Origin of the sequence: Pseudomonas soli, from assembly GCF_900110655.1 — a bacterium.
In the GTDB taxonomy this organism is placed as follows: Bacteria; Pseudomonadota; Gammaproteobacteria; order Pseudomonadales; family Pseudomonadaceae; genus Aquipseudomonas; species Aquipseudomonas soli.
This window is the reverse complement of record NZ_FOEQ01000007.1, coordinates 51,037-75,071: the sequence shown is the minus strand read 5'-3', so window position 1 is coordinate 75,071 and position 24,035 is coordinate 51,037. Positions and strand designations below refer to the sequence as shown.

General features: G+C 65.7%; 23 protein-coding genes. 16 read left to right on the top strand and 7 right to left on the bottom strand.

Annotation, left to right across the window (positions count from 1 at the left end):
- From gspD to BMY03_RS16265, 10 genes are read left to right on the top strand one after another with little or no spacing between them, the layout of a single operon-like run.
- Positions 1-1,950 (top strand): type II secretion system secretin GspD, encoded by a 1,950-nt coding sequence (gene gspD, locus BMY03_RS16310; RefSeq protein ID WP_094011666.1) that lies wholly within the window; start codon positions 1-3, stop codon positions 1,948-1,950.
- A complete protein-coding gene (locus BMY03_RS16305; RefSeq protein ID WP_094011665.1) occupies positions 1,950-3,398 on the top strand; it encodes a GspE/PulE family protein in 1,449 nt (482 codons plus the stop codon). The genes gspD and BMY03_RS16305 overlap by 1 nt, the downstream gene beginning before the upstream one ends.
- A 2-nt stretch (positions 3,399-3,400) precedes the next feature.
- Entirely contained in the window at positions 3,401-4,597 is a 1,197-nt protein-coding gene (gspF, locus tag BMY03_RS16300; protein WP_038706714.1) for a type II secretion system inner membrane protein GspF, read from the top strand.
- Between the two features lie 14 nt (positions 4,598-4,611).
- Positions 4,612-5,046: a type II secretion system major pseudopilin GspG gene (gene gspG, locus BMY03_RS16295; RefSeq protein ID WP_094011664.1), complete on the top strand. Its 435-nt coding sequence runs from the start codon at positions 4,612-4,614 to the stop codon at positions 5,044-5,046.
- Positions 5,047-5,059: 13 nt separating this feature from the next.
- The gene (gene gspH, locus BMY03_RS16290; protein ID WP_094011663.1) at positions 5,060-5,503 is read left to right on the top strand and encodes a type II secretion system minor pseudopilin GspH; all 444 of its coding nucleotides are present in this window, start codon (positions 5,060-5,062) and stop codon (positions 5,501-5,503) included.
- Entirely contained in the window at positions 5,500-5,868 is a 369-nt protein-coding gene (locus BMY03_RS16285) for a type II secretion system protein (RefSeq protein ID WP_094011662.1), read from the top strand. The genes gspH and BMY03_RS16285 overlap by 4 nt, the downstream gene beginning before the upstream one ends.
- Positions 5,865-6,455, top strand: a complete 591-nt coding sequence (locus tag BMY03_RS16280) for a prepilin-type N-terminal cleavage/methylation domain-containing protein (RefSeq protein WP_094011661.1) — start codon at positions 5,865-5,867, stop codon at positions 6,453-6,455. The genes BMY03_RS16285 and BMY03_RS16280 overlap by 4 nt, the downstream gene beginning before the upstream one ends.
- Positions 6,452-7,513 (top strand): GspL/Epsl periplasmic domain-containing protein, encoded by a 1,062-nt coding sequence (locus BMY03_RS16275; RefSeq protein WP_094011660.1) that lies wholly within the window; start codon positions 6,452-6,454, stop codon positions 7,511-7,513. Before BMY03_RS16280 ends, BMY03_RS16275 begins: the two co-directional genes overlap by 4 nt.
- On the top strand, positions 7,510-7,896 hold the full coding sequence (gene gspM / locus BMY03_RS16270; protein WP_094011659.1) for a type II secretion system protein GspM: 387 nt from the start codon (positions 7,510-7,512) through the stop codon (positions 7,894-7,896). Before BMY03_RS16275 ends, gspM begins: the two co-directional genes overlap by 4 nt.
- Positions 7,897-7,916: 20 nt before the next feature.
- Complete coding sequence (locus tag BMY03_RS16265) at positions 7,917-8,552, top strand: type II secretion system protein N (RefSeq protein ID WP_244891334.1); 636 nt, start codon at positions 7,917-7,919, stop codon at positions 8,550-8,552.
- Between the two features lie 12 nt (positions 8,553-8,564).
- On the opposite strand, the gene BMY03_RS16260 is transcribed toward BMY03_RS16265, so the two are convergent.
- From BMY03_RS16260 to BMY03_RS16245, 4 genes are all read right to left on the bottom strand, one after another.
- Positions 8,565-10,184 carry a ShlB/FhaC/HecB family hemolysin secretion/activation protein gene (locus BMY03_RS16260; RefSeq protein WP_244891330.1) on the bottom strand — a complete coding sequence of 540 codons (1,620 nt, stop codon included), beginning with the start codon at positions 10,182-10,184 and terminating at the stop codon, positions 8,565-8,567.
- Between the two features lie 187 nt (positions 10,185-10,371).
- Positions 10,372-14,088, bottom strand: a complete 3,717-nt coding sequence (locus BMY03_RS16255) for a hemagglutinin repeat-containing protein (protein ID WP_094011656.1) — start codon at positions 14,086-14,088, stop codon at positions 10,372-10,374.
- Between the two features lie 218 nt (positions 14,089-14,306).
- A complete protein-coding gene (locus tag BMY03_RS16250) occupies positions 14,307-14,870 on the bottom strand; it encodes a L,D-transpeptidase family protein (protein ID WP_094011655.1) in 564 nt (187 codons plus the stop codon).
- Positions 14,871-14,890: 20 nt separating this feature from the next.
- Positions 14,891-15,445 (bottom strand): NUDIX hydrolase, encoded by a 555-nt coding sequence (locus BMY03_RS16245; protein ID WP_094011654.1) that lies wholly within the window; start codon positions 15,443-15,445, stop codon positions 14,891-14,893.
- 137 nt (positions 15,446-15,582) lie between these two features.
- Between BMY03_RS16245 and BMY03_RS16240 the strand changes: the two genes are divergently transcribed.
- The 5 genes from BMY03_RS16240 (at position 15,583) to purT (ending at position 18,743) form a co-directional block, all read left to right on the top strand.
- Positions 15,583-16,182, top strand: a complete 600-nt coding sequence (locus BMY03_RS16240; RefSeq protein WP_023629804.1) for a CoA pyrophosphatase — start codon at positions 15,583-15,585, stop codon at positions 16,180-16,182.
- 45 nt (positions 16,183-16,227) lie between these two features.
- Positions 16,228-16,752, top strand: a complete 525-nt coding sequence (locus tag BMY03_RS16235) for a gamma carbonic anhydrase family protein (RefSeq protein ID WP_023629805.1) — start codon at positions 16,228-16,230, stop codon at positions 16,750-16,752.
- On the top strand, positions 16,745-16,939 hold the full coding sequence (locus BMY03_RS16230) for a DUF1289 domain-containing protein (protein WP_023629806.1): 195 nt from the start codon (positions 16,745-16,747) through the stop codon (positions 16,937-16,939). Before BMY03_RS16235 ends, BMY03_RS16230 begins: the two co-directional genes overlap by 8 nt.
- 80 nt (positions 16,940-17,019) lie before the next feature.
- Positions 17,020-17,487, top strand: a complete 468-nt coding sequence (locus tag BMY03_RS16225; RefSeq protein ID WP_023629807.1) for a 7-cyano-7-deazaguanine/7-aminomethyl-7-deazaguanine transporter — start codon at positions 17,020-17,022, stop codon at positions 17,485-17,487.
- A 74-nt stretch (positions 17,488-17,561) separates the two neighbouring features.
- On the top strand, positions 17,562-18,743 hold the full coding sequence (gene purT, locus BMY03_RS16220; RefSeq protein ID WP_023629808.1) for a formate-dependent phosphoribosylglycinamide formyltransferase: 1,182 nt from the start codon (positions 17,562-17,564) through the stop codon (positions 18,741-18,743).
- Between the two features lie 71 nt (positions 18,744-18,814).
- On the opposite strand, the gene BMY03_RS16215 is transcribed toward purT, so the two are convergent.
- The 3 genes from BMY03_RS16215 to BMY03_RS16205 all read right to left on the bottom strand — a co-directional run bounded on the left by BMY03_RS16215 (position 18,815) and on the right by BMY03_RS16205 (position 22,367).
- Positions 18,815-20,119: an MFS transporter gene (locus tag BMY03_RS16215; RefSeq protein WP_046854366.1), complete on the bottom strand. Its 1,305-nt coding sequence runs from the start codon at positions 20,117-20,119 to the stop codon at positions 18,815-18,817.
- A 241-nt stretch (positions 20,120-20,360) separates the two neighbouring features.
- Entirely contained in the window at positions 20,361-21,548 is a 1,188-nt protein-coding gene (locus BMY03_RS16210) for a transporter associated domain-containing protein (protein WP_038706706.1), read from the bottom strand.
- Between the two features lie 9 nt (positions 21,549-21,557).
- A complete protein-coding gene (locus tag BMY03_RS16205; RefSeq protein WP_094011653.1) occupies positions 21,558-22,367 on the bottom strand; it encodes a cytochrome C assembly family protein in 810 nt (269 codons plus the stop codon).
- Positions 22,368-22,635: 268 nt separating this feature from the next.
- Between BMY03_RS16205 and ffh the strand changes: the two genes are divergently transcribed.
- Positions 22,636-24,012, top strand: a complete 1,377-nt coding sequence (gene ffh, locus BMY03_RS16200) for a signal recognition particle protein (protein WP_023629809.1) — start codon at positions 22,636-22,638, stop codon at positions 24,010-24,012.
- Positions 24,013-24,035: the final 23 nt, after the last annotated feature.

Sequence of the window (24,035 nt, the reverse complement as noted above, 5' to 3'; positions counted from 1 at the left end):
ATGATCGCAAGGTACTGTCTGGCCGGGCTGCTGATGCTCGGCATGTCCCTGGCCCGGGCCGAAGAGGCGGAAGTCTTCGCCGACGACGGCACGCCGCTGTACGAGGTGAACTTCGTCGATACCGAGCTCGGCGAGTTCATCGACAGCGTGTCGCGTATCACCGGCACCACCTTCATCGTCGACCCCCGGGTGCAGGGCAAGGTCACTGTGCGCACGGTCGATCGCCACGACGCCGACGCCATCTACGACATCTTCCTTGCCCAGCTGCGCGCCCAGGGCTTCGCCGCCGTGGACCTGCCCAACGGCAGCGTGAAGATCGTGCCCGACCAGGCCGCGCGCCTGGAGCCAGTGCCGGTGGAAACCGCGGGCAAGAAGGCCGAAGGCAGCGACGGCGTGGCCACCCGCGTGTTCAATGTGCGCAACGCCGCCAGCGAGCAGATGCTCGGCATTCTCAAGCCGCTGATCGACCCACGGGTCGGGGTGATCACCCCGTATCCGGCGGCCAACCTGCTGGTGGTCACCGACTGGCGCAGTAACCTGGAGCGCATCGACAGCCTGCTGCGCCAGCTCGACCAGGTCAGCGACGAGCCGTTGCAGGTGATGCCGCTCAAGCATGCCAGCGCCGCCGACACCGCTGGCCTGGTGACCCGCCTGCTGGCCCGCGAGCAGGGCGCCGACAGCGCCCAGGTGGTTGCCGACCCGCGCAGCAATGCGCTGCTGGTGCGCGGCAGCGCCGACAGCCGGGAGCGGGTGCGGGCGCTGCTGGTGCAGCTCGACCGGCCCAGCGACAGCCTGCGCAGCAGCAACACCCAGGTCATCTATCTGCGCCACGCCAATGCCGCCGAGGTGGTCAAGGTGCTGCGCGGCCTGAGCCAGGCTGGCACGGTGCCGGCGGCGGAAGGCGAGGGCAAGGATGTGCCCGTGCCGGCGGCCAGCGACTCGGGCATTCGCCTGGAGTACGAGGAAGGCACCAACGCCGTGGTGATGGTTGGCCCCGACAGCGAGCTGGCCGCCTACCGCAGCATCGTCGAGCAGTTGGACATTCGCCGGGCGCAGGTGGTGGTCGAGGCGATCATCGCCGAGGTTTCCGACAGCAGCGCCCAGGAACTGGGCGTGCAGTGGCTGTTCGCAGATGAGAAGTTCGGCGCCGGCATCGTCAACTTTGGCAGCAACGGGGTGAACATCGCCAGCATCGCCGGGGCCGCCAGCAGTGGCGACAACGAGAAACTCGGCAAGCTGCTGTCGGCTACCACTGGCGCCACCGCCGGCATCGGCCATATCGGTGGTGGCTTCAACTTCGCCATGCTGGTCAACGCGCTGAAGGGCAAGAGCGGTTTCAACCTGCTGTCCACACCGACCTTGCTGACCCTGGACAACGCCGAGGCGTCGATCCTGGTGGGCCAGGAGGTGCCGTTCGTCACCGGCTCCGTCACCCAGAACAACGCCAACCCCTACCAGACCATCGAGCGCAAGGAAGTCGGGGTGAAGCTGCGCATCAAGCCGCAGATCAGCATCGACGACAGCGTGCGCCTGGACATCGTCCAGGAGGTGTCGTCGATCGCCGACTCCAGCGCCGCCAGTGACGTGATCACCAACAAGCGCGAGATCAAGACCAAGGTCATGGTCGAAGACAACGGCCTGGTGATCCTCGGCGGGCTGATCAGCGACGAAATGGCCACCAGCAACCAGCGCGTGCCGCTGCTCGGCGATATTCCCTACCTGGGCCGGCTGTTCCGTTCCGACGCCAGCAAGAACACCAAGCAGAACCTGATGGTGTTCATCCGCCCGCGCATCCTGCGTGACGGCGAGAGTCTGGCCGGGATCAGCCAGCAAAAGTACCGGAGCCTGCAGCAGAACACTGCGCTCAAGCTGCCTGCCCTGGCTGAAGGCCTGCCGTTGCTGCAGGTGTTCCCCTCCAGCCGGGCACGCCTTGAAGGCGGTGACTGGTGATGCTGCCCTATCGCCTGGCACGGCAGAGCGGGGTGGCCATGGCACCGGGTGAAAACGGCTGGCAGCTGTGGCTGCGCGGCGACGCCGAGAGTGACCAGTTGCAGGAACTGCTGCGCGTGCATGGCCAGCCGGTGGGCGTCGAGCAGCTCGACAGCGCTAGCTTCGACGAGCGCCTCGGCCAGCTCTACCAGGCCGGCGAGGCGGCGAACCAGGCCTTGATCGAAGGCATCGGCGAGCAGGTCGACCTGGACAGCCTGATGAGCGAGATGCCGCGCATCGAGGACCTGCTGGAGAGCGACGACGAAGCCCCGGTGATTCGCCTGATCAATGGCCTGTTCGGCCAGGCCCTGCGCCTGCGCGCCTCTGACATCCATATCGAGACCTTCGAGCAGAGCCTGGTGGTGCGCCTGCGCATCGACGGCCACCTGCGCGAGGTACTGCGCCCGCCACGGGCGTTGTCGGCGATGCTGGTGTCGCGGATCAAGGTCATGGCGCGGCTCGATATCGCCGAGAAGCGCCAGCCCCAGGATGGCCGTATCACCCTGCGCGCCGCCGGGCGCGAGGTGGACGTGCGGGTCTCGACCTTGCCCGGCATCCATGGCGAGCGGGTGGTGATGCGCGTGCTCGACAAGCAGGCCAGCCTGCTGGCGCTGGACAACCTGGGCATGCCTGCCGCAGTGCTGCGTGGCTTGCGTGGTTGCCTGGCGCGGCCCAACGGCATCGTGCTGTCCACCGGCCCCACCGGCTCGGGCAAGACCACCACGCTGTACGCCAGCCTCAACAGCCTGAATGACGGCAGCCGCAATATCCTCACCGTCGAGGACCCGGTGGAATACGCCATTGCCGGCATCGGCCAGACCGCCATCAACCCTCGTGCCGGGCTGACCTTCGCCAGTGGCTTGCGCGCCATCCTGCGCCAGGACCCGGACGTGATCATGCTGGGCGAGATCCGCGACCAGGAGACCGCCCAGATCGCCGTGCAGGCCAGCCTCACCGGGCACCTGGTGCTGTCGACCCTGCACACCAACAGCGCCGTGGGCGCGGTGACCCGCCTGCGCGACATGGGCATCGAACCGTTCCTGATCGCCTCGTGCCTGCGCGGCGTATTGGCCCAGCGCCTGGTGCGGCGCCTGTGCGCCTGCGCGGTGGCGCAGCCGCTGCAAAGCGCCGAGCGCGAACTGTGGCCGGAGCTGGGCAGCCTGCGTGAAAGCTTTCACCCGGTTGGCTGCGAGCACTGCCAGGGCAGCGGCTATGTCGGCCGGCTGGGGCTGTACGAGTTCATCGAGCTGGATGCCGGGCTGGTTGCCTTGCTCTACGACGGCGAGAGCGAACTGACCATGCAGGCCTACCTGGATGGCCGCCGGCAGAGCCTGGTGGCTGAGGCCCGCGATTGCCTGGCCCGTGGCGAGACCAGCCTGGCCGAAGTGTTGCGCGTGGTGCAGGGCTGAGCATGCCGACCTATCGCTACCAGGCCGTGGATCTTGCCGGCAAGGCACACAAGGCCAGCGTGCAGGCCGACAACGAGCGCCATGCGCGGCAATTGCTGCGCGAGCAGGGGCTGTTCACCCGACACTTGCAACGCCACGACAGCGCCCAGCCCCGTCGTCAGCGCCTGACCCGCGCCCAACTGTGCGAGCTGACCCGCCAATTGGCGACCTTGGTTGGCGCTGGCATCCCCCTGGTCGATGCCCTGGCCACACTGGAGCGGCAACTGCGCCAGCCGGCCTTGCACGCGGTGCTGGTGGCCTTGCGCGGTTCCCTCGCCGAGGGCCTGGGGCTGGCGCGTAGCCTGGCGCGACAGGGCGCGCCGTTCACTGGTTTGTACTGCGCGCTGGTCGAGGCCGGGGAGCGCTCCGGGCGCCTTGGCCAGGTGCTGAGCCGTCTGGCCGACCATCTCGAACAGGTTCAGCGCCAGCGTCACAAGGCGCGCACCGCGCTGATCTACCCGGCGGTGCTGATGGGCGTGTCGCTGGCCGTGGTGGTCGGCCTGATGACCTTCGTGGTGCCCAAGCTCACCGAGCAGTTCGCCCACTCCGGGCAGAGTCTGCCTTTGATCACGTCGCTACTGATCGGCTTGAGCCAGGGGCTGGTGCAGGCCGGCCCCTATCTGCTGGCACTGGCGATCCTGGCCGCGCTGTTGGGCGGCTGGCTGCTGCGCAAGCCGCACTGGTGCCTGCGCCGCGACGACCTGCTGCTGCGCCTGCCGCGTATCGGCGTGCTGCTGCAAGTGCTCGAGAGCGCGCGGCTGGCGCGCAGCCTGGCGATCCTCTGCGGCAGCGGCGTGGCCCTGCTCGAAGCCTTGCAGGTGGCCACCGAGACGGTTGGCAACCGGCGCATCCGCGCAGCCATGGAGCAGGTGCGCCAGCAGGTGCAGGGCGGCACCAGCCTGCACCGGGCGCTGGACAACGCCGGGGAATTTCCGCCGCTGCTGGTGAACATGGTCGGCAGCGGCGAGGCCAGCGGCACCCTGGCCGACATGCTCGAACGGGTGGCCGATGACCAGGAGCGCGGCTTCGCCCGCCAGGTGGACACCGCCATGGCGCTGTTCGAACCGCTGATGATCCTGGTGATGGGCGCCGTGGTGCTGTTCATCGTGCTGGCGGTGCTGCTGCCGATCATGCAGCTCAACCAGGGATTGCAACTGTGACAAGGAGAACTTCGATGCAACGACGACGCAACCGCCAGCGGGGCTTCACGCTGATGGAAATCATGGTGGTGATCTTCATCATCGGCCTGCTGATCGCCGTGGTCGCGCCCAGCGTTCTGGGCAACCAGGACAAGGCCATGAAGCAGAAAGTCATGGCCGACCTCGCGACCCTGGAACAGGCGCTGGACATGTACCGCCTGGACAACCTGCGCTTCCCCAGCACCGAACAGGGCCTGGCGGCGCTGGCGAAGAAGCCGGCCCAGGAACCGCTGCCGCGCAGCTGGCGCAGTGACGGCTATATCCGCCGCCTGCCGGAAGACCCATGGGGCACCCCGTACCAGTACCGCATGCCCGGCGAGCACGGTCGGGTCGATGTGTATTCGCTGGGCGCCGATGGCGTGCCGGGCGGCGAAGGGCTCGATGCCGACCTGGGCAACTGGGCGCTTTAAGTTGATCAAGCCTATGGCCCACTCCCTCCAGCGCGGCTTCAGCCTGCTCGAACTGCTGGTGGTGCTGGCCATCGCCGCCTTGATGACCAGCATGGCCGTGGCCTGGCTTGACAGCGGCAGAAGCAGCATCGACCAGGCGCTCGATCGCCTGGCCGCCACCACCGTGGCCCAGGCCGATCTGGCGCGCCATGCCGGGCAGTTGCGCGGGCTGCGCTGGAACGGTCAACGCCCCGAGTTCGTCCGTCGGCAAGGCGAGCACTGGCAGGTGGAAAGCGTGGCACTGGGTGATTGGCCCAAGGACTTGCGGCCGGACTGGCCAGCGAGCCAGGCGCCAGCGCTGCTGTTCACCCCCGATGGCTGGTCACGTCCGGGCACTGTGCGCTGGCGCTGGGCCGAGGGCGGTCAGCGCTGGGACTGGGACCGCGGCGGGCAGTTGCGCGTGAGCGCGATGCCATGAAGCGCCGGCAACGCGGCTTCACCCTGTTGGAGGTGAGCGTGGCCCTGGGCATCGCCGCCGTCCTCGCGGTGATCACCAGCCAGGTCCTGCGCCAGCGCCTGGCGGTGCAGGAAACCGTGCAGCAGCATCGTCTGGGCCTGCTGTGCGCCCGTGAGCTGCAGGCACGTTTCGTGGTCGAGCAGTATTGGCCGGCGACCAACCAGGACAACGGCGTGCTGGTGCAGGGCGGGCAGGCCTGTCATTGGCAGTTGCAGTTGCGCCGCACCGGTGTGCGCGACCTGCGCCGTGGCGAACTGCTGTTGCATGCCGATCGTGACCAGCGCCTGCCGCTGGGGCAGTTCACGGTGTTTCTGGAGCGGCCATGAAACGGCGCCAGGCGGGCATGACCCTGATCGAACTGCTGGTGGCCCTGGCCCTCACGGCCTTGCTTGGGGTGATGCTGTCGGCGCTGGTCAACGGCTGGCTGAAGGTGCGCGAGCGGCTCGATGAACAGGTGAGCGAAACCGGCGTAGTGGATTTTTGCCTGGCCTTGGAGCGGCGCTTCGACAGCCCGGTGCTGCGCCGCCTGTACGAGCAGCGTTTGCCGTTGGCGACGCGCTGGCTCGACTGGCAGCCCGACCGCCAGCAACTGCTGTGGGTGGCCGCCGCCGCCTGGCCGCAGGCCGAAGGGGGATCGCGCCTGCAGCGCCAGCGCTTGCGCTTCGAGCCGCGTGAACAACGGCTGCTGCTGGAAACCTCGGCCGACCTGTATGCCGTCGCGGCACCGGTTTGGGTGCTACGTGAACGGCTGGAGCGGGTCAGCGCGATGAATGTTCTCTACCACCAGGCCGGCCATTGGCTCGCCTGGCCTTCCGATCAAACGGCGCACCCCGGTAGGGGCGTGCGCGTGGAGCTAGTGCGTGATGGAGCACCTTATACCTGTACCTTCGTTCTGCCCTGGGGGCGCGCATGAAGCTTGAATGGCGCCGGCGGGCGCCGGCACAACCCTGGCTGCTGCTGCGCCCCGGGGAGGTCTGGGAGTGGCTGTTGGTCAGCCAAGGCCGTCCATTGCGCCAGGGGCAGGGCGAACCTCCGGCGGGGCTCGGGGCGCGGGTTGCCCTGATCGTCCCCGGTGAACATTGCAGTCATTTCCAGCTGTCCGCGCCGCCTGGGCTGAAACGCGAGGAATGGCCCTTGCTGCTCGAGGATCGCTTGCTGCAAGGCGACGATGACGTGCTGTGTGCCCGTATCGGGCGCCACGCAGGGCAGTTGCGCCTGCTGGTGGTGGCGCGGGACAGGTTGAGCGAGTGGCGTGGGCAGTGCGCCGCCTGGGGCTTGGCCGTGGAACGTTGCTGGGCTGAGTTCCAGTTGCTGCCCGACTGTGCAGCAGAAGCGGCTTGGCATTGGCGCCGAGGAGCGATGAGCCTGTACAAGGGCCAGGCCCACTGGCTGGCCTGGCCGCAGGGCCTTGGCCCGCCTCCCGCGCTCGCCTGGCTGCCTGGCGAGGTCGAGGGCATCGACGGCGACTGGCCCGATGTGCTGGCCCCGCTCGATGGCTTGCCTAGCTTGTTCGAAGCCCGCCGCCCCCGCCAAGGCCTGCGCCTGGCAAAAGGGCAGGCGCGCCTGGCAATTGCCTGCCTGGCGTTGATGTTGGCGTGGGGCGGGCTGTGGAGCGCGCAACAGTGGCGCCAGGCCCAGCTCTATCGCGCCCAGGTGCAGGCCGTGACCGGCCTTCAACCGACGCCTCGCCAGGCGGCGCGGGTGTTGACGCAACTGCAGGACGAGGCGCGTGAAAGCCAGGTGCGCCTGCGCCAGCTCGAGGCGTTGCAGGCGCAAGTCCATGGATGGTTGAACGATCATCCCGGCTGGCGCCTGCAAGTGGTGCGCTTCGATGGCCAGCGTTGGCACCTTGAGCTGGTCGGAGAGGGGGTAGCCACGCCCTGGCAGGAGATGGCCAAGGCGGCTGGCGTGCAGGTCCAGGTGGAAGACGAGGCGCGCCGCGTGGTGTTTGACCTGGGGAGCGCCGCATGAGCCATGAATGGATGCGACAGCATCGGCTATCGCTGGCCTGGAGCGTCGTCGCGCTGTTGCTGGTATTGCTGGCGCTGCGCGAGGGCATGGCCTTGTGGCAGGAACAGCGGCAATGGCAGGCACTGGCCGAATCGCTGGCGGCACAGCCGCGCCCGCCTGCGCTGACCCTCGAAGCGTTGCACCAATCGGCCCAGGCCCGGCATATCGAATTGGCCGAGGTGCAGTCCGAGGACGAGGGCTGGCTGCTGCGCGGCAAGGTGATCGATGCGCAAACCCTGCAGGGCTGGTTGCAGAGCCTGCGCGATGACGGCGCGCAGCCGTTGCAATGGGGGCTGGAGCGAAATACCGAGGGGCTGCGTTTTACTGTGCGGCTTCGACCATGAACAGGCGGGCGTACCTTTGGATGGGGCTGGTGTTCTGGCTGACCCTGGTGGCAGAACTTCCGGCGCGTTGGCTGGTGGCGGGGTTCGGGTTGCCGGCGGAGGGGGTGAACGGCAGCCTGTGGCAAGGGCAGTTTGCCCGGCTCGGACCGGTGGGACCCGTGCAATGGACATGGCGTCCATGGCAGCGCGACCTGCAGGTGCGCCTGGGCTTCCAGGGGCAGGGCTGGCAAGGCCGGCTGAGCGGTTGGCCGTGGCGTTGGCAGGCCGACCTTAAGGCACTGGGCGCACAGCCAAGCGTCGGCGGCGACTATCGCCTGGCCGGGCAATGGCAGGGCAGCATCAAGCTGCAAGGCTCGGGGCAACATTGTCGAGCCGCCGCAGGCAGCATCACCGTCGTCGACCTGGCTTTGAACGCGCCCTGGTCGCTGGAGCTGGGGCAGGGCTCGCTGGCGATGGCCTGCCGTCAGGGCTGGCGGTTGAGCGCTGGCCTGGTTCGCCAAGGCCAGCACCAGATGAGCCTGGACGCCGACCTCGCGGCCCGGCAGGCGCAGGTCGATTTCGTGTTGCAGGCCGATGCCGGTTTGACGCCGGTGCTGCGCGGCGTGCAATGGCTGGGGCCCGAAGACACGGTCGGGCAGCGCCGCCTCAGGTGGTAGCTCGCTTGCCGGTTAGAGGGCGAGGGACCATTGCGCGACCCAAAAGCCTTGCTCCAGTGATTTGCGCGGGCGATCGCTGGCATGCAGTGCGCGTTGGTAGTCCAGGCGCACCGTACTGTGCGGCAGGTTCAACTCGACGCCAGCCGAGGCGCCGACCAGGCGCTGCGACGGGCTGGTGCGCGCATAACGGGCCCAGCCAAGGTCAACGCCGAAGGATGGGCGTACCTGCAGCGGCAGGGGCAGTGGCTGGCTGAAGGTGTTGCGCCATGCCCCGGCGCTGGCCCCCGCGACGTTGTGCTGGCGGAATCCGCGCACCGCCGAATGATCGCTCAGTTGCATCTGTTCGACGGCGGGCAGCACATGGGCGCTGTATTGCAGGGCCAGTTCGCTCTGCCAGCGCCAGGGCCATTGAGCCGGGCCTTGGCGCAGGTGCAGCAGGTTGGCGCGGTACTTGGTGAAGTCCGGGCGGGGCGCCTGCTTGTGGGCGAACGGGCGATCGGCGCCGAACCAGCGTACCCCTTGGCTTACGCCCAGGTAAGCGTTCCACAATCCACCTTCGAGCCACAGCAGGTTCAGCCCGGCTTCGACAGTCGCCAGGGTCGGGCTCTGCAGTGCCAGTACGGCGGGGCCGAAGCGGTTGAGCAATTGCTTGCGGTCCAGGCGGGCGCTGGCGCTGAGCATGCCTTGCTGGTTGCGCCACAGCACGCGCTCGGCGCTGACACCGTAGAATTCGCTGCGGCCACTGCTGGCGTAGCGGGTGTTCGGAATCGGTGCTCGGTAGCGCATCTGGCTGGCATTGAGCCTGAAGGTCCAGCGGCCATGGGGAATGCTGTAGTAAAGGCTGGCGCCTTCGCTTTGGCCAGGCGCGTCGAACACCACCGAGCTCAGCGACAGGCGCAGGTCGTCGTTCAGGCCCAGCGGGCTGTCCAGGCCAAGGCCCAGGTTGAGGCGGTGGCGACCGGTCAGTTCACCGCCTCGGTTGTCGAGCAAGGCATCCAGGTGAGCGCGGGAAGCGACGCGCCGAGGTTCGAGCACGACGCGGGTGCCGCCCTGCATCTCGCCCGGCAGCAAGGCCATTTGCAGGTCATAGGCACGCAGTCGGTTGAGTTGGTCCAGGCCTTGCTCGAGGTCTGGCAGGTGCAGGGGAAGGCCGAGCATGCCCGGAAATGCGCCTTGCCGCGACAGGGGCAGGTCGGTGCCAGCCAGTTCGATCGATTCGATGAAGCCTTCGACGATGACGATGTCCAGCGGGGCGCCGTGCTCGGGGGGGCGGGCCACATAGGGGCGACTGGTGGGATATCCGGCTTGCACGTAGTGCCGGGTCAGTTGTTTGAGTAGCCGGTCAATTTCGGCGACACCCATGCAGGAGGACGACAGCGCACGCACGATCGGCTGCAGTTGCCGGGTATCGAGCATGCGGTTGCCGGCCAGGCGTACTCCGCTGATCGCCCAGCAGTGCTGGTCGGGGTCGAGCGTTGCAGTGTCGCGGTCTTCAGTGGCGTTGGCAGGTTGATTGCGCTGCCAGCGTTCGAGCCGCTGCTGCTGCTCCAGTTGTCGCACTGCCTGCTGCTGATCCCGTAACTGCTGGCTGGCCGGGTCGAACGTGGCTATGGCGTTGGCCGATAGCGTCATGATGAGGCAAGCCAGAACGACAGTGGCGACGCGGCGCATACCTGCACTTGATGGGCGGAAAATATGGGAAGAGAAGAACGGTACGTTCATGGGATTCGGTCCGATGCCGCTGTGGGAACGGGTGTGCCCGCTCCCGCAGAGTCCGTGTGGGAGGCTCAGCGACCCACAGGCCGCTGCCTGGCACGCGTCAGCGCTGGCGGCTCTCCTTTATCTGCGAGACATACTCGGTAGTGCGGTCGTGACCGGTGTTGCTGTACGCCTTGTGGTCGTCAGCCTTGTCGGTGTTGCCGGTGAACAGATTCGAGAGGTACGAATAGGCGGTACCTGCAAGACCGGTCGTCGACAAATCGACATTGACCTTCACATCCTTGGCGTAGTCCCGACCGCTCAGGTTGTCGCGGGCGACCGCGCCGCCGCCGAGTCCGACCTGGCCATCGGCCGCCTGCAGCGTGGCGCCGACCAGGCGAGTGTCGCCACCTACCTGCAGATCAATGCCTTGCGTGCCGGACAGGAGCGTCTGCTGGCTGACGGTGTCGTTGCTGCGCTTGGCGTAGTCGATCTTGACCGATGGGGTAAATTTCGCGGTGACTTTGTTCCACAGCGCCCCGGCGATTTCCGTGATGTTGCCGCCCTCGAAAACGCTCGCCAGCGAGGCCGGAGCGTCAGTGTCGGCAGTTGCCTGTTGCTTCTGGGCGAGACTGGCATCGATCTCTAGCTTCACGCTGTCGACCTGGTCCTGACGGCTGGCCACCCGCAGGTTGCCGTCGATCTTGCCTTCGATTGCCTGCGCCTCAAGTTGAGCGCCTTCGATGCGGGTATCGCCCTGGCTGCGCAAGTCGATCAGGTCGGCGCGCAGTTTGCTGTCATGCCAGGTGGTGTTGTCGCGTTTGTCCCGGCCGACCTTGACCTGGGCGTTGATGCCTCCAATGTCCATGGCATTGACCTTCAGGCCGCCACCAAGGGTAACGTCGAGGTTGTCGTGGCGCTCGGTGTTACTGGCCGCCTCGACCAGCAGACCACCATTGCCAGCGTCCAGACCTATCCGCTTGGCGTTGGCTTGCAGCCCTTGCACGTGTAGCGCGACGTCGTCGTGGGCAAGACTGGTGAGTTGCAGTGTGCCCTTGCTGTCGAACCGCGCACCAATGGCTGTACTGCCCCGCTCGTTGACCCAACCGAAGGTGCCCTGGCCACCCAGTCCGCCACCGGTGCTGCTGCCTTCGACATCCAGCTTGCCGCCCCTGGTCTGGCCCTGGCTCTGGCGTGTATCGCTGGCGGCTGTCACGCTCAGTGTGCCTTGGCTGTGCAGGGTAATATCGCCGTTGCCGCCGTCGACACGGACTCCCTCGTAGTGACCACTACGTTCGAGTTCTACCTGAACCCCCTGGCTGCCCTGCAAACTGCCTACTCGAGCTGTGGTTGTCTGCTTCAGCTGGTTCAGGGTGTTGCCATGACCTTCAAGTCTTGCTTTGAGATCAGTTCCCGTGATGGTGCTAACACGCAGGCTGCCGCCACCCGTGGTGTCGCGGACTTCGCTGCTGCTCTGATCCCGGGCGGCCAGCATCTGGTGCTCCCCAGCCTCGATGCGCAGGCTCCCGGTCCTGGCCTTGTAGGCGCTCCCTTCATCCATGAGCTGATTGGCTCGAATGGTGATGTCGCCACCGTCGAAGGTCGTGACCTGCGCGGTGCTGTCGGTGTCCTTGTGCACACGCGACGTGCGCTGCAGCGACAGGTCGGCGCCGGCGTTTGGGGAGGCCGCCTGGTCTGCGGCTTTCTCACCACCGAACAGCCACTTGACACGATCGCTGAGGTATTTGTAATCGATACCGACGCTCAGGCCGCCCTGCCATTCAGCGACGCTGGTTTCGCGGACCTTGGTGTCGGCTGCTGCACGGTTGTCAATGTGCTCGGCGTCCACTTTCAAGGTACGTCCCGCTTTTAGCTGTGCAGCGGCCGTAGTCAGTTGCGTGGCGTCTATGTGCAGGTCGCGAGCTGACTCCAGATTGCTTCGTCGCGCGGTCGTTTCGTGCTCGAGTACCGCGGCCGGGCCATGCTGGCCATCGATGCCAAGGCCTACACGGTCGCTGCCGCCGGTGACGTTCAACGCGGCGCCGGTGCGGGTATCGAGGGTATGCCTGGCGTGGCTGTCGTAGGCCGCCGCCAGTTCGATTTCGCTGGCGGCCAGCTTGAGGTCTCCTGTGTCTGCCTGCACGTCCGAACCGCTGACCTTCAGTTTGCGATCGCTGCGCAGGGTGACGGAGCCCGCGTTGATGCTGCTGGCGACCTGGCGGGTCGCGGTGGTCTGCTCGTCGCTCTGCAGTTTTTCGTAGCCGACCTTGGCCGAGTACTGCTCCGAGTCCGGCGCGGCCTTGCCGGCGCTGGCCACGAACTCGCGCTTGCCAGTGGTGCGTTGGGCATGGTCGTTTTCCACGGCGCTTTCGATCCGCAGGGCGCCCTTGGCGTCGAGTTCGACCTGCTTGCGCGCCTCGAGGCGGGCGCCGGAGATCTGCATGTCGGCCCCGGCGCTGGCGATGAGAGTGCCGCCCTTGAGGGTGCTGGCCTTGACCCGCTCGGTGTGTGCCTGGCTGTCGATATCGGTGCGGTCTAGATAGCACCTGTGGGTGGACTGCTCGGCGATATCGAGAGTGTCCACGCCAGCGTCGATCGTCATCTTTCCACCGCTGCGCAGTTGCAGGGCGTTGTCCGCCTCCAGTTGCGTGGCCGTCAGGTGCAGGTCGGTACCGGCCTTCAGGCTGAGGCTGTCTTCGGCCACCAGACGGCTACCCAGTTGCTGGCGACTGGTTTGCGTGGCATTACCCTCATGGCTTTCGGTGGGGATGAACAGCCATTGCTTCGCCCAGTTGACCGGGGCGTCCGTCACCTGTTCGCGGGTGGCGGTGTCCAGGGACAGCTTTTTGCCAGAGTGAACCTCGATCTGCCTGGCCTTGCCATGGGCATGGGTGAGCTGCAGGTCGCCGTCGGCCTTCAAGTCCAGCTTGCCGGTGTTGCTGACCAGCCTGGCCTGGCGCTTGTCATTGCCCTGTACTTTCAGGTCACCCGCGGAGTGGATGATCAAGTCGCGGTCCGCGCGCAGCTCCTTGTCACCCACTTGTACGCCGGCGCCTTCGGCGGTACTGACGATGCGGATGCGTCCGGCCTGCATGGCGCCGAGCAGGTTGGCATCGATGGCGGTGGCGACGGGCAGGTGTTCGAGCACCTCGCGGCTGCCGGTGTCGACAAGGTTGCGGCCGATGGTCAGGTTCAGCTGCCCCTTGGCCAGCAAGTGCCCTGTGCTGTCGATGCGCGGCGCGATCAGGTCCAGGGCGCCTGCCGCATTGCTCTGGCCACGGCCCAGCACTTTCAGCGTGCCGTTGGCGTCGCGGCTGTCGAGCTGCTTGATCTGTCCATCGTGAATGTCCGCCTTGCCGACCAGGAAGCCGGCCCGGGTGGTATTGATGAAGCTGCCGCCGTTGAGGGTGATGCCGTTGGGGTTGGCGAGCAGGTAATCGGCTTTCTGGCCGAAGATTTCCTGAGCCCCCTCGATTCGCGAGGCGTTCTGGCCGACCACCTCGTTGAGGATGGTCGAGGCGGCGTGGCCCCGGAACTGCGGGTTGGCGCCCAACTGGCCGGCCAGCTGCGACTGTCCGGCCTGCAGGGCATTGTTCAGCACCAGCCCAGGCTTGCCGACGTTGTAGTCGAGGAACTGGTTGTGTGACAGGCCGCTGGCATTGGGTGCGACGATGTCGATGACCGGTACGCCATGGCCATTGTCGATGATCGGGGTGCCGCCAGGTCCTGATGTCGGTGTCAGGGCGCCTTGCGCCTGAACCTGGGTGCTGCCGAGCAGGGCAAGGAAGACAGCCCAGCGCAGGGTATCTGGTCTGATCTTGGATACAGGATTGTGCATGAAAACCTCGCAAGTGATGTACGAAATCGTGAAATCAGCTGCGGGAATTCTAAGAATGTCAGTGATGGCATTTATGTGGCCCAACGCCACTATATTGCGGGGAATGAGACGATTCTATCTGTAGGAAAAGTGGGCGATGGGGTGGCGAAAGAGGGCGCTAGAAAGAGAAGGCCCGTTCAGCGTGAGCAGGACAGGCCTTTGGTGCCAACGGTGAGCGCTCAGGGGCGGATTTCGATCAGCGTGCCATCCTTCACCATGCTCCACACCTCGCGCATGTCGTCGTTGCGCATGGCGATGCAGCCCTCGGTCCAGTCCAAGGTGTGGAAGTACCACTCAGGGTACTCCTCGTTGATCGGCGTGCCGTGGATCATGATCATGCTGCCAGCGGCGACCCCGTCGCGCCGTGCCTTGGCGGCGTCGGTGATATTGGGGTAGGAGATGTGCATAGCCAGGTTGTAGCGGTCGCTGACCTTGCGCCAGTCCAGCCAGTACAGGCCTTCCGGGGTCTTCTTGTCGCCTTCGCGTTCCTTGGCTCCCTTGGGCTGCTTGCCCAGGGAGATACGGTAGGTCTTGAGCGGTTCGCCACGGCTGATCAATTGCAGCCGGCGTTCGGACTTGATCACCAGCACCTTGTCGATCAGGCGTTGCTGCTGAACCCCGCTGGTGGCGGGCTGGACCGGCGACGGCGCGGCCGACGGCGTCTTGCGGATAATGGTCTCGGTGAAGGCGGCTTGCGACACCGAGGCGACACTGAGGCAGAAGAGGGCAAGCAGCCAGCGCATGAAACCGTATCCCTGAAAACTTAGGTGGTTGACGACGTGACGTTCATCGGCGGCAGATACTCATGGCCAATCGGATAGTGCTGCCTGACGCGGTCGCGATAATAGCATTCTAGTGTGCGTGTGACGGTGCGGAAAGCCAGCTCGCGCCATGGGATCTCGTGCTCTTCGAACAAGCGTACCTCGAGGCTCTCGATACCCACGGCGAAGTCCAGATCGACCAGTTCGGCGCGGAAGAACACGTGCACCTGATTGATGTGCGGCAGGTCGAACAGCTGATACAGGCTGGTTTCGCCGACCTGTGCGCATGCCTCCTCGACGGTTTCGCGACGGGCGGCGGCATCGAGGGTCTCGCCGTTTTCCATGAAACCGGCGGGCAGTGTCCAGAACCCTCGGCGCGGTTCTATTGCCCGGCGGCACAGTAATACCTGGGAGCCCCAGGTAGGCAATACCCCTGCGACGATATTGGGGTTCTGGTAGTGGATCGTCTGGCAATGGTCGCAGACATACCGCGCACGGCTGTCGCCTTCGGGGATCCGCTGGGTGACCGGTTGGCCGCACGCGCTGCAGAATTTCATGCTTTCATTCATTCCAGTGGGGTCGGGCTATCTTGGCGCGCCCGGCTCGCTTACCGCAAGCGGCCTGCGGGCGGGGCTTGGGTGCCTCGCGGCTTTGGTGCATCATGCAGGGCAGGCCTTGGACACGAGAGTGCGTAATGCTGGACGAGCTTCTTCGCCGAATGAGCAACCATACCCCCGCGTCACCGGAGACGGACCGCCGTTTCCCCGAAGCGGCGGTGCTGCTGCCCATTACCCGCAGCGAGGAGCCGGAGCTGGTGTTGACCCTGCGCGCCAAGGGCCTGTCCACCCACGGTGGTGAAGTCGCCTTTCCGGGCGGGCGGCGCGACCCGGAGGACCCAGACCTGGTGTTCACGGCCCTGCGTGAAGCCGAGGAGGAAATCGGCCTGCCGCCCGGGCTGGTCGAGGTAATCGGCCCGCTCAGCCCGCTGATCTCGCTGCATGGCCTGAAGGTCACGCCGTTCGTCGGTTTGATCCCGAACTATGTCGAGTACCGCGCCAACGACGCGGAAATCGCTGCCGTGTTCAGTGTACCGCTGGCGTTCTTCCGCCAGGACCCCCGCGAGCACACCCACCGCATCGACTATCAGGGCCGCAGTTGGTACGTGCCCAGCTACCGCTACGGCGACTACAAGATCTGGGGGCTATCGGCGATCATGATCGTCGAACTGGTCAACCTGCTGTTCGACGCTGGTATCAGCCTGCACCAGCCCCCCGAGCGTTTCATCGAAAATTGAGCGGGGCACACCCCGCCACTGGCGTTCAACCGTGAGGAGCGACACATGAAATACCGCCTGGGCGACCTGCGGGTCGAAGCCCATCCCGAAAGCTGGGCCGCGCCCACTGCCACGCTGATCGGCAAGGTGCGTCTGCAGGCCCGGGCCAGCGTATGGTTCGGCGCGGTACTGCGCGGCGACAACGAGTTGATCGACATCGGCGAGGACAGCAATGTCCAGGACGGCACGGTGATGCACACCGACATGGGCTCGCCGCTGACCCTTGGTCGCGGGGTGACCATCGGCCACAACGCCATGTTGCATGGCTGCACGGTGGGCGACTACAGCCTGGTCGGCATCAACGCGGTGATCCTCAACGGGGCGCGTATCGGCAAGCACTGCATCATCGGCGCCAACGCCCTGGTCCCCGAGGGCAAGGAGATACCCGATGGCTCGCTGGTGATGGGCTCACCGGGCAAGGTGGTGCGTGAGTTGACCGAGCAGCAGAAACGCATGCTCGAGGCCAGCGCCGCCCATTATGTGCACAATGCCCAGCGCTATGCCCGTGACCTGGTGAGCGACGATGACTGACGAGCGGCCCGTGGCCTCGCCCTGCGTCAATGTCTGCGCGCTGGACGAGCAGGATATCTGCACCGGGTGCCAGCGCACGGTGAGCGAGATCACGCGCTGGGGGCGTATGGACAATGCCGAGCGGCGCGTGGTGTTGCAGCGCTGTCATGAGCGGGCGGTGGCGGCCGGGCTGATCATCGGTCTGTAGAGCCGACGCCCGTGGCGCGGGCTTGTCCCGCGATGGTGCCGGCGCTAATCTGTGCGGCTGGCCCTCCGAAAACGCAGACCATGTTCTATCTCATCGCCTACATCAGCAGCGTGGTGCTGATCAACTTCGCCTTTTCCAGTGCGCCGCACCTGGATGTGATCTGGTCCGCCTGGGGCGGGCTGGTGTTCATCCTGCGCGACATGGTGCAGACCCGCTACGGCCATGGCGCGTTGTTGGCCATGCTGGTGGCGCTGGTGCTGTCCTATATCACCTCCGAGCCTGCCATCGCCCTGGCCAGCGCGACCGCGTTCTTCGTCTCCGAACTGATCGACTGGCTGGTGTTCAGCGTTACCCGGCGGCCCCTGCGCGACCGCCTGTGGCTGAGCTCGGCGCTGAGCATCCCGGTGGACACCTTCATCTTCTTCGGCATGATCGGTGCCCTGACGCCTGCGGTAATCGGCACGGCGATGGCATCGAAGTTCGCCGGGGTCACGGCGGTGTGGTTGATCATGGCCTGGCGGGCACGGCGCGCGGTGGCCACATCCTGATGTAGAATACCGGTCCATTTTTCAGCGGGCGGCAGCCAGCGTGGCGCGGCCCCGGACGCCTTCGAGGACCTGAAATGACCCGTATCGGAACCCCACTGTCGCCCACCGCGACCCGTGTACTGCTGTGCGGCTGCGGCGAGCTGGGCAAGGAAGTGGTGATCGAACTGCAGCGCCTGGGCGTCGAAGTGATCGCCGTGGACCGCTACGCCAATGCGCCGGCGATGCAGGTCGCGCACCGCAGCCATGTAATCAACATGCTCGACGGCGTGGCCCTGCGCGCAGTGATCGAGGCGGAAAAACCGCACTACATCGTTCCCGAGATCGAGGCCATTGCCACCGCCACGCTGGTCGAGCTGGAAAGCGAAGGTTTCAATGTCGTCCCCACCGCCCGCGCCACCCAGCTGACCATGAACCGCGAAGGCATTCGTCGCCTGGCTGCCGAAGAGCTGGACCTGCCGACCTCGCCGTACCATTTTGCCGACACCTTCGAGGATTACAGCAAGGCGGTGGCCGACCTGGGTTACCCGTGCGTGGTCAAGCCGGTGATGAGCTCGTCCGGCAAGGGCCAGAGCCTGCTGCGCGGCGCCGATGACCTGCAGAAAGCCTGGGACTACGCCCAGGAAGGCGGCCGTGCCGGCAAGGGGCGGGTGATCATCGAAGGCTTCATCGACTTCGAATACGAGATCACCCTGCTCACCGTACGCCATGTTGGTGGCACGACCTTCCTCGCGCCGGTCGGCCATCGACAGGAGAAAGGTGACTACCAGGAGTCGTGGCAGCCCCAGGCCATGAGCCCGAAGGCATTGGCCGAGTCGCAGCGTGTGGCCCAGGCGGTCACCGACGCGCTGGGCGGCCGTGGGCTGTTCGGTGTGGAACTGTTCGTCAAGGGTGACCAGGTTTGGTTCAGCGAAGTGTCGCCACGGCCGCACGACACGGGCCTTGTGACCCTGATTTCCCAGGATCTGTCGCAGTTCGCCCTGCACGCGCGGGCCATCCTCGGCCTACCGATCCCGGTGGTGCGCCAGTTCGGTCCGTCGGCGTCGGCGGTGATCCTGCCTGAAGGCCAGTCGCAGCAGACCAGTTTCGCCAACCTGGGCGCGGCGCTGAGCGAGCCGGATACTGCCATCCGCCTGTTCGGCAAGCCGGAGATCAATGGTACCCGGCGCATGGGCGTGTGCCTGGCGCGTGATGAATCGGTCGAGGCGGCACGAGCCAAGGCGACCCGGGCTTCGCAGGCGGTCAAGGTCGAGTTCTGACCTCAAGCGATTGCGGGGCAAGCCCGTTCCCACGCCAGATCAGTCTGGCATGGGCTTGCCCCGCGATTGATTCAAAGCTCGGTATTACGCGTTTCTTTCAGGCACAGCACGGCAATCAGGCTGATCAGCGCCGCCGCCGACACATAGCCTCCCACCCAGCTCAAGCCCCCCATGCTCACCAGCTTCTGGGCAAAGAACGGTGCCGCCGAGGCGCCGACGATGCCACCCAGGTTGTAGGCCGCCGAGGCGCCGGTGTAGCGCACATGGGTCGGGAACAGCTCCGGCAGCAGCGCGCCCATCGGGGCGAAGGTCACCCCCATCAGGAACAGCTCGATGCTCAGGAACAACGCCACCCCGGTAGTCGAGCCCGAGGTCAGCAGTGGTTCCATGGCAAAGCCCGAGGCGATGGCCAGCAGCGCGCCGGCGATCAATACTGGCTTGCGCCCGTAACGGTCGCTCAACCAGGCCGACAGGGGCGTGGCCAGGGCCATGAACACCACGGCGAAGCACAGCAGGCCGAGGAAGGTTTCGCGGCTGTAGCCCAGCGTGGACACGCCATAGCTCAACGAGAACACCGTGGAGATGTAGAACAGCGCGTAGCACACCACCATCGCCGCAGCCCCCAGCAGGGTCGGCAGCCAGTATTGGGAAAACAGCTCGATCACCGGCATCCTGACCCGCTCCTGGCGGGCCACGGCCTTGGCGAACACCGGGCTTTCCTCGAGTTTCAGGCGCACATAGAGCCCGACCAGCACCAGTGCTGCGCTGAGCAGGAACGGAATGCGCCAGCCCCACTCGCGGAACTGCTCGTCGCTGAGCACCAGGGCCAGGGTGAGGAACAGGCCGTTGGCGGCGAGGAAGCCGATCGACGGGCCCAACTGCGGGAACATGCCGAACCAGGCGCGCTTGCCCTCAGGGGCATTTTCCGTGGCCAGCAGTGCCGCGCCGCCCCATTCGCCGCCCAGCCCCAGGCCCTGGCCGAAGCGCAGCACGCAGAGAATGATCGGTGCCCATACGCCGATGCTGTCATACCCGGGCAGCACGCCGATCAGGGTGGTCGAGACGCCCATCAGCAACAGCGAGGCGACCAGCGTGGACTTGCGCCCGATGCGGTCGCCGAAGTGGCCGAACAGCGCCGATCCCAGTGGCCGGGCGAGGAAGGCGATACCGAAGGTAAGGAAGGCCGCCAGCATTTGCGCGGTGCCGGAACCGGACGGGAAGAACACTGGCCCGATCACCAGCGCGGCGGCAGTGGCGTAGACATAGAAATCGTAGAACTCGATGGCGGTGCCGATGAAGCTGGCGGTGGCCACCCGGGCAGGCGAGTTGACCGGGGCAGCCGAGGCAGGTTCGGCGTAGGTGCTGCTGGTAGTCATGCGAAGGTCCCTGACAGTCATGCTCCATGGGGCACGGCCCATGTGGCGGCCACACGGGAGCCGGAGCGTATTGTTGTTGGTCGCCGCCTGACGATAGCCCAAGGGATAGGCGCTGAAGCGGTGGCTGCTCGGGGTGCTGAGCAGGGCCGCGGGGCGTGTCAGTGGGGCGGACTGGCCGTCGGACGCCGGGTGCGGGTAGCGGGCGGGACGGCAGGGCTGGGTAAGCGTGACCCGAGTATAACTATCGAGCCAGTGTCCAGACCAGTACCTTGCTTGCGCAATTATCCTCCGTTTCGAGGATTTCCAGCCGATATCTGCCAATTTTTAGGCATACGGCGCTTTCTGGAATGCTTTCAAGTGCTTCGGTGACCAGGCCGTTGAGGGTTTTCGGCCCGCCATCGCAGGGCAGGTGCCAGCCCAGGGTGCGGTTGATCTCGCGCAGCGAAGCCGTCCCTTCGATGACGAAGCGGCCATCGGGCTGGGGGTGGACATGGGGGTTGTCCAGGCTCTGCTCGTCCTCGAACTCGCCGACGATCTCTTCGAGAATGTCTTCCAGGGTAACGATACCCAGGACTTCGCCATACTCATCCACTACCACGCCCATGCGTCGCTGCTGCTTGTGAAAGTTCAGCAGCTGCATCTGCAGCGGTGTGCTTTCGGGCACGAAGTAGGGCTCGTAGCAGGCCGCCTGGAGCTTCTCCGGGGTGAGCTCTGCCCGTGGCAGCAGGTGGCTGATCAACTTGGTGTTAAGGACGGCCTCGACCTGGTTGATGTCGTCGTGATAGACCGGCAGGCGCGTGTGACGGCTGATGATCAGTTGCTCGATGATCTGCTCGATGGGATCGTCGAGGTTGATGCCGTCTACTTCGTTGCGTGGTACCAGGATGTCGTTGACGGTGATCTTGTCCAGCGCCTGCAGACCCTCCAGCAGGCCGTGCTGGCTGGTCTCGGTAGGTTCGTCTTCGTCGAATGTGGCGCCCTGCTGCGGGTGCAGTGCCACCGCGGTGGGTTGCAAGCGGAAAGGGCGCAGGATCACTTTGGCGCAGCCGTCTAGCAAGCAGCCCAGCGGCTGCAGCAGCGCCAGCGGCAATTTCAGCAGGTTGCCGCCCAGGTCCAGGAAGGCTTGCGGGTTACGGCGTGCCAGGCGGCGCGGCAGGTAGTCGGCGAGTACCAGCAGGGTGACGCTGGCGCCAAGGCCGGCCAGCCAGAAACCGTGTTCGCCGCTGTAGCGCTGACCAATAAGGCAGGCCAGGCCCAGTACCAGCAACTTGCCGAGGCTGGCGCCCAATACCAGGCCTTGGGCCGGCAGGGTCGGGGCACCGTGGCCATTAAGCTGCTGGCGGGCGCAATCTACCGCGGTGAACAACGCCGACCACAGCAGGGCCAGTGCGATGATGCCGAGCAGCGGGGCGTACGGCAGAGTGTCCATGGGCGGCCGTCAGATGTGCAGGATGAATTCGCGGACCAGCTTGCTGCCGAAGTAGGCCAGCATCAGCAGGCAGAAACCGGCCAGGGTCCAGCGGATCGCCTTGTGACCGCGCCAGCCCAGGCGAGTGCGACCCCACAGCAGCACACTGAAGACGATCCAGGCAACGCAGGCCAGCAGCGTCTTGTGCACCAGGTGCTGGGCGAACAGGTTGTCGAGGAACAGCCAGCCGGAGATAAGCGACAGCGACAGCAGCCCCCAGCCCGCCCAGAGGAAGCCGAACAGCAGGCTTTCCATGGTTTGCAGCGGCGGGAAGTTGCGGATCAGCCCGGACGGGTGCTTGTGCTTGAGCTGGTGGTCCTGCAGCAACAGCAGCAGGGCCTGGAACACGGCGATGGTGAACAGGCCGTAGGCCAGTATCGACAGCAGGATATGGGCTAGGATGCCTGGCTCTTCGTTGATCAGCGGCACCGTACCGGGTGGGGCGAACTGGGCCAGCAGCGCGGTCACCGCGCCGAGCGGGAACAGCAGCACCAGCAGGTTTTCCACGGGGATGCTCAAGCAGGCGAGCAGGGTCAGGCCGATCACCGCCACGGCGATCAGGCTGGCGGCGCTGAAGAAGTCGAGGCTCAGGCCCAGGGGCGTGATCAGCTGGAAGAACAGGGCACCGCTCTGGGCGATGACCGCCAGGGTGCCGAGCAGGGCAAGCAGCCGTTTGTCGGCACGGGCGCCACGGGCCAGGCCAGTGGCCTGGAAGATGGTCGCGGCCAGATAAAGGAAGGCGGCGAGCAGGTTGGGGATGAGGCTGGGTGAAGAGAACATAAGTCCTGGCGTGCAAGCCCTAAAGGGACGGAGTTTGGCATAGAACGCGGTGGGCAAGGAAGACTGCGCATCAATCGCGGGGCAAGCCCGCTCCCGCGATGTGCGTGAGGCAGCCAGGCCTGAGCTGCGTGATTGGCCGGTGGTCCAGCGCGAGGTGTGCGTCTATCCCAGTCTCCGCTATAATCGCCGCCTTGTTGTGCCCAGCGTGTGTGCATTTCCACCTGGGCGCCTGAAAAACCTCGGCTTCAATGGGCCTGAAAGGATCACCATGTTCGAAAACCTGACCGACCGCCTGTCACAGACGCTGCGCCATGTCACCGGCAAGGCCAAGCTGACCGAAGACAACATCAAGGACACGCTGCGCGAAGTGCGCATGGCCCTGCTCGAGGCCGACGTCGCCCTGCCGGTGGTCAAGGATTTCGTCAACAGCATCAAGGAGCGTGCGGTCGGCACCGAAGTGTCGCGCAGCCTGACCCCAGGCCAGGCGTTCGTGAAGATCGTCCAGGCCGAGCTGGAAAGCCTGATGGGCGCGGCCAACGAAGAGCTGACCCTCAACGCCGCCCCGCCGGCCGTGGTGCTGATGGCCGGTCTGCAAGGTGCTGGTAAGACCACCACCGCCGGCAAGCTGGCGCGCCACCTGAAGGAACGCAAGAAGAAGAGCGTGATGGTGGTGTCGGCCGACGTCTACCGTCCGGCGGCGATCAAGCAGCTCGAGACCCTGGCCAATGATATCGGCGTGACCTTCTTCCCGTCCGACATCAGCCAGAAGCCGGTGGCCATCGCCGAAGCGGCGATCCGCGAAGCCAAGCTCAAGTTCATCGACGTGGTGATCGTCGATACCGCAGGTCGTCTGCACGTCGACGCCGACATGATGGACGAGATCAAGGCCCTGCACGCCGCGGTCAAGCCGATCGAAACCCTGTTCGTGGTCGACGCCATGACCGGCCAGGACGCCGCCAACACGGCCAAGGCCTTTGGCGATGCGCTGCCGCTGACCGGCGTGGTGCTGACCAAGGTCGACGGTGACGCCCGTGGCGGTGCCGCCCTGTCGGTGCGCGCCATTACCGGCAAGCCGATCAAGTTCATCGGGATGGGCGAGAAGACCGAAGCCCTCGAGCCGTTTCACCCCGACCGGATCGCTTCGCGCATCCTTGGCATGGGTGACGTGCTCAGCCTGATCGAGCAGGCCGAGCAGAACATCGACAAGGAAAAGGCCGACAAGCTGGCCAAGAAGTTGAAGAAGGGCAAGGGCTTCGATCTCGAAGACTTCCGCGATCAACTGCAACAGATGAAGAACATGGGCGGCCTTGGTGGCCTCATGGACAAACTGCCGAGCATCGGTGGCGTCAACCTGTCGCAGATGGGCAATGCCCAGGGCGCGGCCGAGAAGCAGTTCAAGCAGATGGAAGCGATCATCAATTCCATGACCCCTGCCGAACGTCGCGACCCTGACCTGATCAGTGGTTCGCGCAAGCGCCGCATCGCCCTCGGGTCCGGCACCCAGGTGCAGGACATCGGCCGGCTGATCAAGCAGCACAAGCAGATGCAGAAGATGATGAAGAAATTCTCCGCCAAGGGCGGCATGGCCAAGATGATGCGCGGCCTCGGCGGGATGCTGCCGGGTGGCGGCATGCCCAAGATGTAAGTGAATTCGGGCGACTGTCTTTT

What these genes read in the sequence shown, in the direction of transcription:
- gspF (WP_038706714.1), top strand. Translation starts at nt 3,401, where the DNA reads ATGCCGACCTATCGCTACCAGGCCGTGGATCTTGCCGGCAAGGCACAC.
- BMY03_RS16255 (WP_094011656.1), bottom strand. Translation starts at nt 14,088, where the DNA reads ATGCACAATCCTGTATCCAAGATCAGACCAGATACCCTGCGCTGGGCT.
- BMY03_RS16305 (WP_094011665.1), top strand. Translation starts at nt 1,950, where the DNA reads ATGCTGCCCTATCGCCTGGCACGGCAGAGCGGGGTGGCCATGGCACCG.
- ffh (WP_023629809.1), top strand. Translation starts at nt 22,636, where the DNA reads ATGTTCGAAAACCTGACCGACCGCCTGTCACAGACGCTGCGCCATGTC.
- BMY03_RS16205 (WP_094011653.1), bottom strand. Translation starts at nt 22,367, where the DNA reads ATGTTCTCTTCACCCAGCCTCATCCCCAACCTGCTCGCCGCCTTCCTT.
- BMY03_RS16250 (WP_094011655.1), bottom strand. Translation starts at nt 14,870, where the DNA reads ATGCGCTGGCTGCTTGCCCTCTTCTGCCTCAGTGTCGCCTCGGTGTCG.
- BMY03_RS16225 (WP_023629807.1), top strand. Translation starts at nt 17,020, where the DNA reads ATGTTCTATCTCATCGCCTACATCAGCAGCGTGGTGCTGATCAACTTC.
- BMY03_RS16245 (WP_094011654.1), bottom strand. Translation starts at nt 15,445, where the DNA reads ATGAAATTCTGCAGCGCGTGCGGCCAACCGGTCACCCAGCGGATCCCC.
- BMY03_RS16230 (WP_023629806.1), top strand. Translation starts at nt 16,745, where the DNA reads ATGACTGACGAGCGGCCCGTGGCCTCGCCCTGCGTCAATGTCTGCGCG.
- BMY03_RS16210 (WP_038706706.1), bottom strand. Translation starts at nt 21,548, where the DNA reads ATGGACACTCTGCCGTACGCCCCGCTGCTCGGCATCATCGCACTGGCC.
- gspD (WP_094011666.1), top strand. Translation starts at nt 1, where the DNA reads ATGATCGCAAGGTACTGTCTGGCCGGGCTGCTGATGCTCGGCATGTCC.
- BMY03_RS16235 (WP_023629805.1), top strand. Translation starts at nt 16,228, where the DNA reads ATGAAATACCGCCTGGGCGACCTGCGGGTCGAAGCCCATCCCGAAAGC.
- BMY03_RS16265 (WP_244891334.1), top strand. Translation starts at nt 7,917, where the DNA reads ATGGGGCTGGTGTTCTGGCTGACCCTGGTGGCAGAACTTCCGGCGCGT.
- gspG (WP_094011664.1), top strand. Translation starts at nt 4,612, where the DNA reads ATGCAACGACGACGCAACCGCCAGCGGGGCTTCACGCTGATGGAAATC.
- BMY03_RS16260 (WP_244891330.1), bottom strand. Translation starts at nt 10,184, where the DNA reads ATGACGCTATCGGCCAACGCCATAGCCACGTTCGACCCGGCCAGCCAG.
- BMY03_RS16285 (WP_094011662.1), top strand. Translation starts at nt 5,500, where the DNA reads ATGAAGCGCCGGCAACGCGGCTTCACCCTGTTGGAGGTGAGCGTGGCC.
- purT (WP_023629808.1), top strand. Translation starts at nt 17,562, where the DNA reads ATGACCCGTATCGGAACCCCACTGTCGCCCACCGCGACCCGTGTACTG.
- BMY03_RS16275 (WP_094011660.1), top strand. Translation starts at nt 6,452, where the DNA reads ATGAAGCTTGAATGGCGCCGGCGGGCGCCGGCACAACCCTGGCTGCTG.
- gspM (WP_094011659.1), top strand. Translation starts at nt 7,510, where the DNA reads ATGAGCCATGAATGGATGCGACAGCATCGGCTATCGCTGGCCTGGAGC.
- BMY03_RS16240 (WP_023629804.1), top strand. Translation starts at nt 15,583, where the DNA reads ATGCTGGACGAGCTTCTTCGCCGAATGAGCAACCATACCCCCGCGTCA.
- BMY03_RS16215 (WP_046854366.1), bottom strand. Translation starts at nt 20,119, where the DNA reads ATGACTACCAGCAGCACCTACGCCGAACCTGCCTCGGCTGCCCCGGTC.
- gspH (WP_094011663.1), top strand. Translation starts at nt 5,060, where the DNA reads ATGGCCCACTCCCTCCAGCGCGGCTTCAGCCTGCTCGAACTGCTGGTG.
- BMY03_RS16280 (WP_094011661.1), top strand. Translation starts at nt 5,865, where the DNA reads ATGAAACGGCGCCAGGCGGGCATGACCCTGATCGAACTGCTGGTGGCC.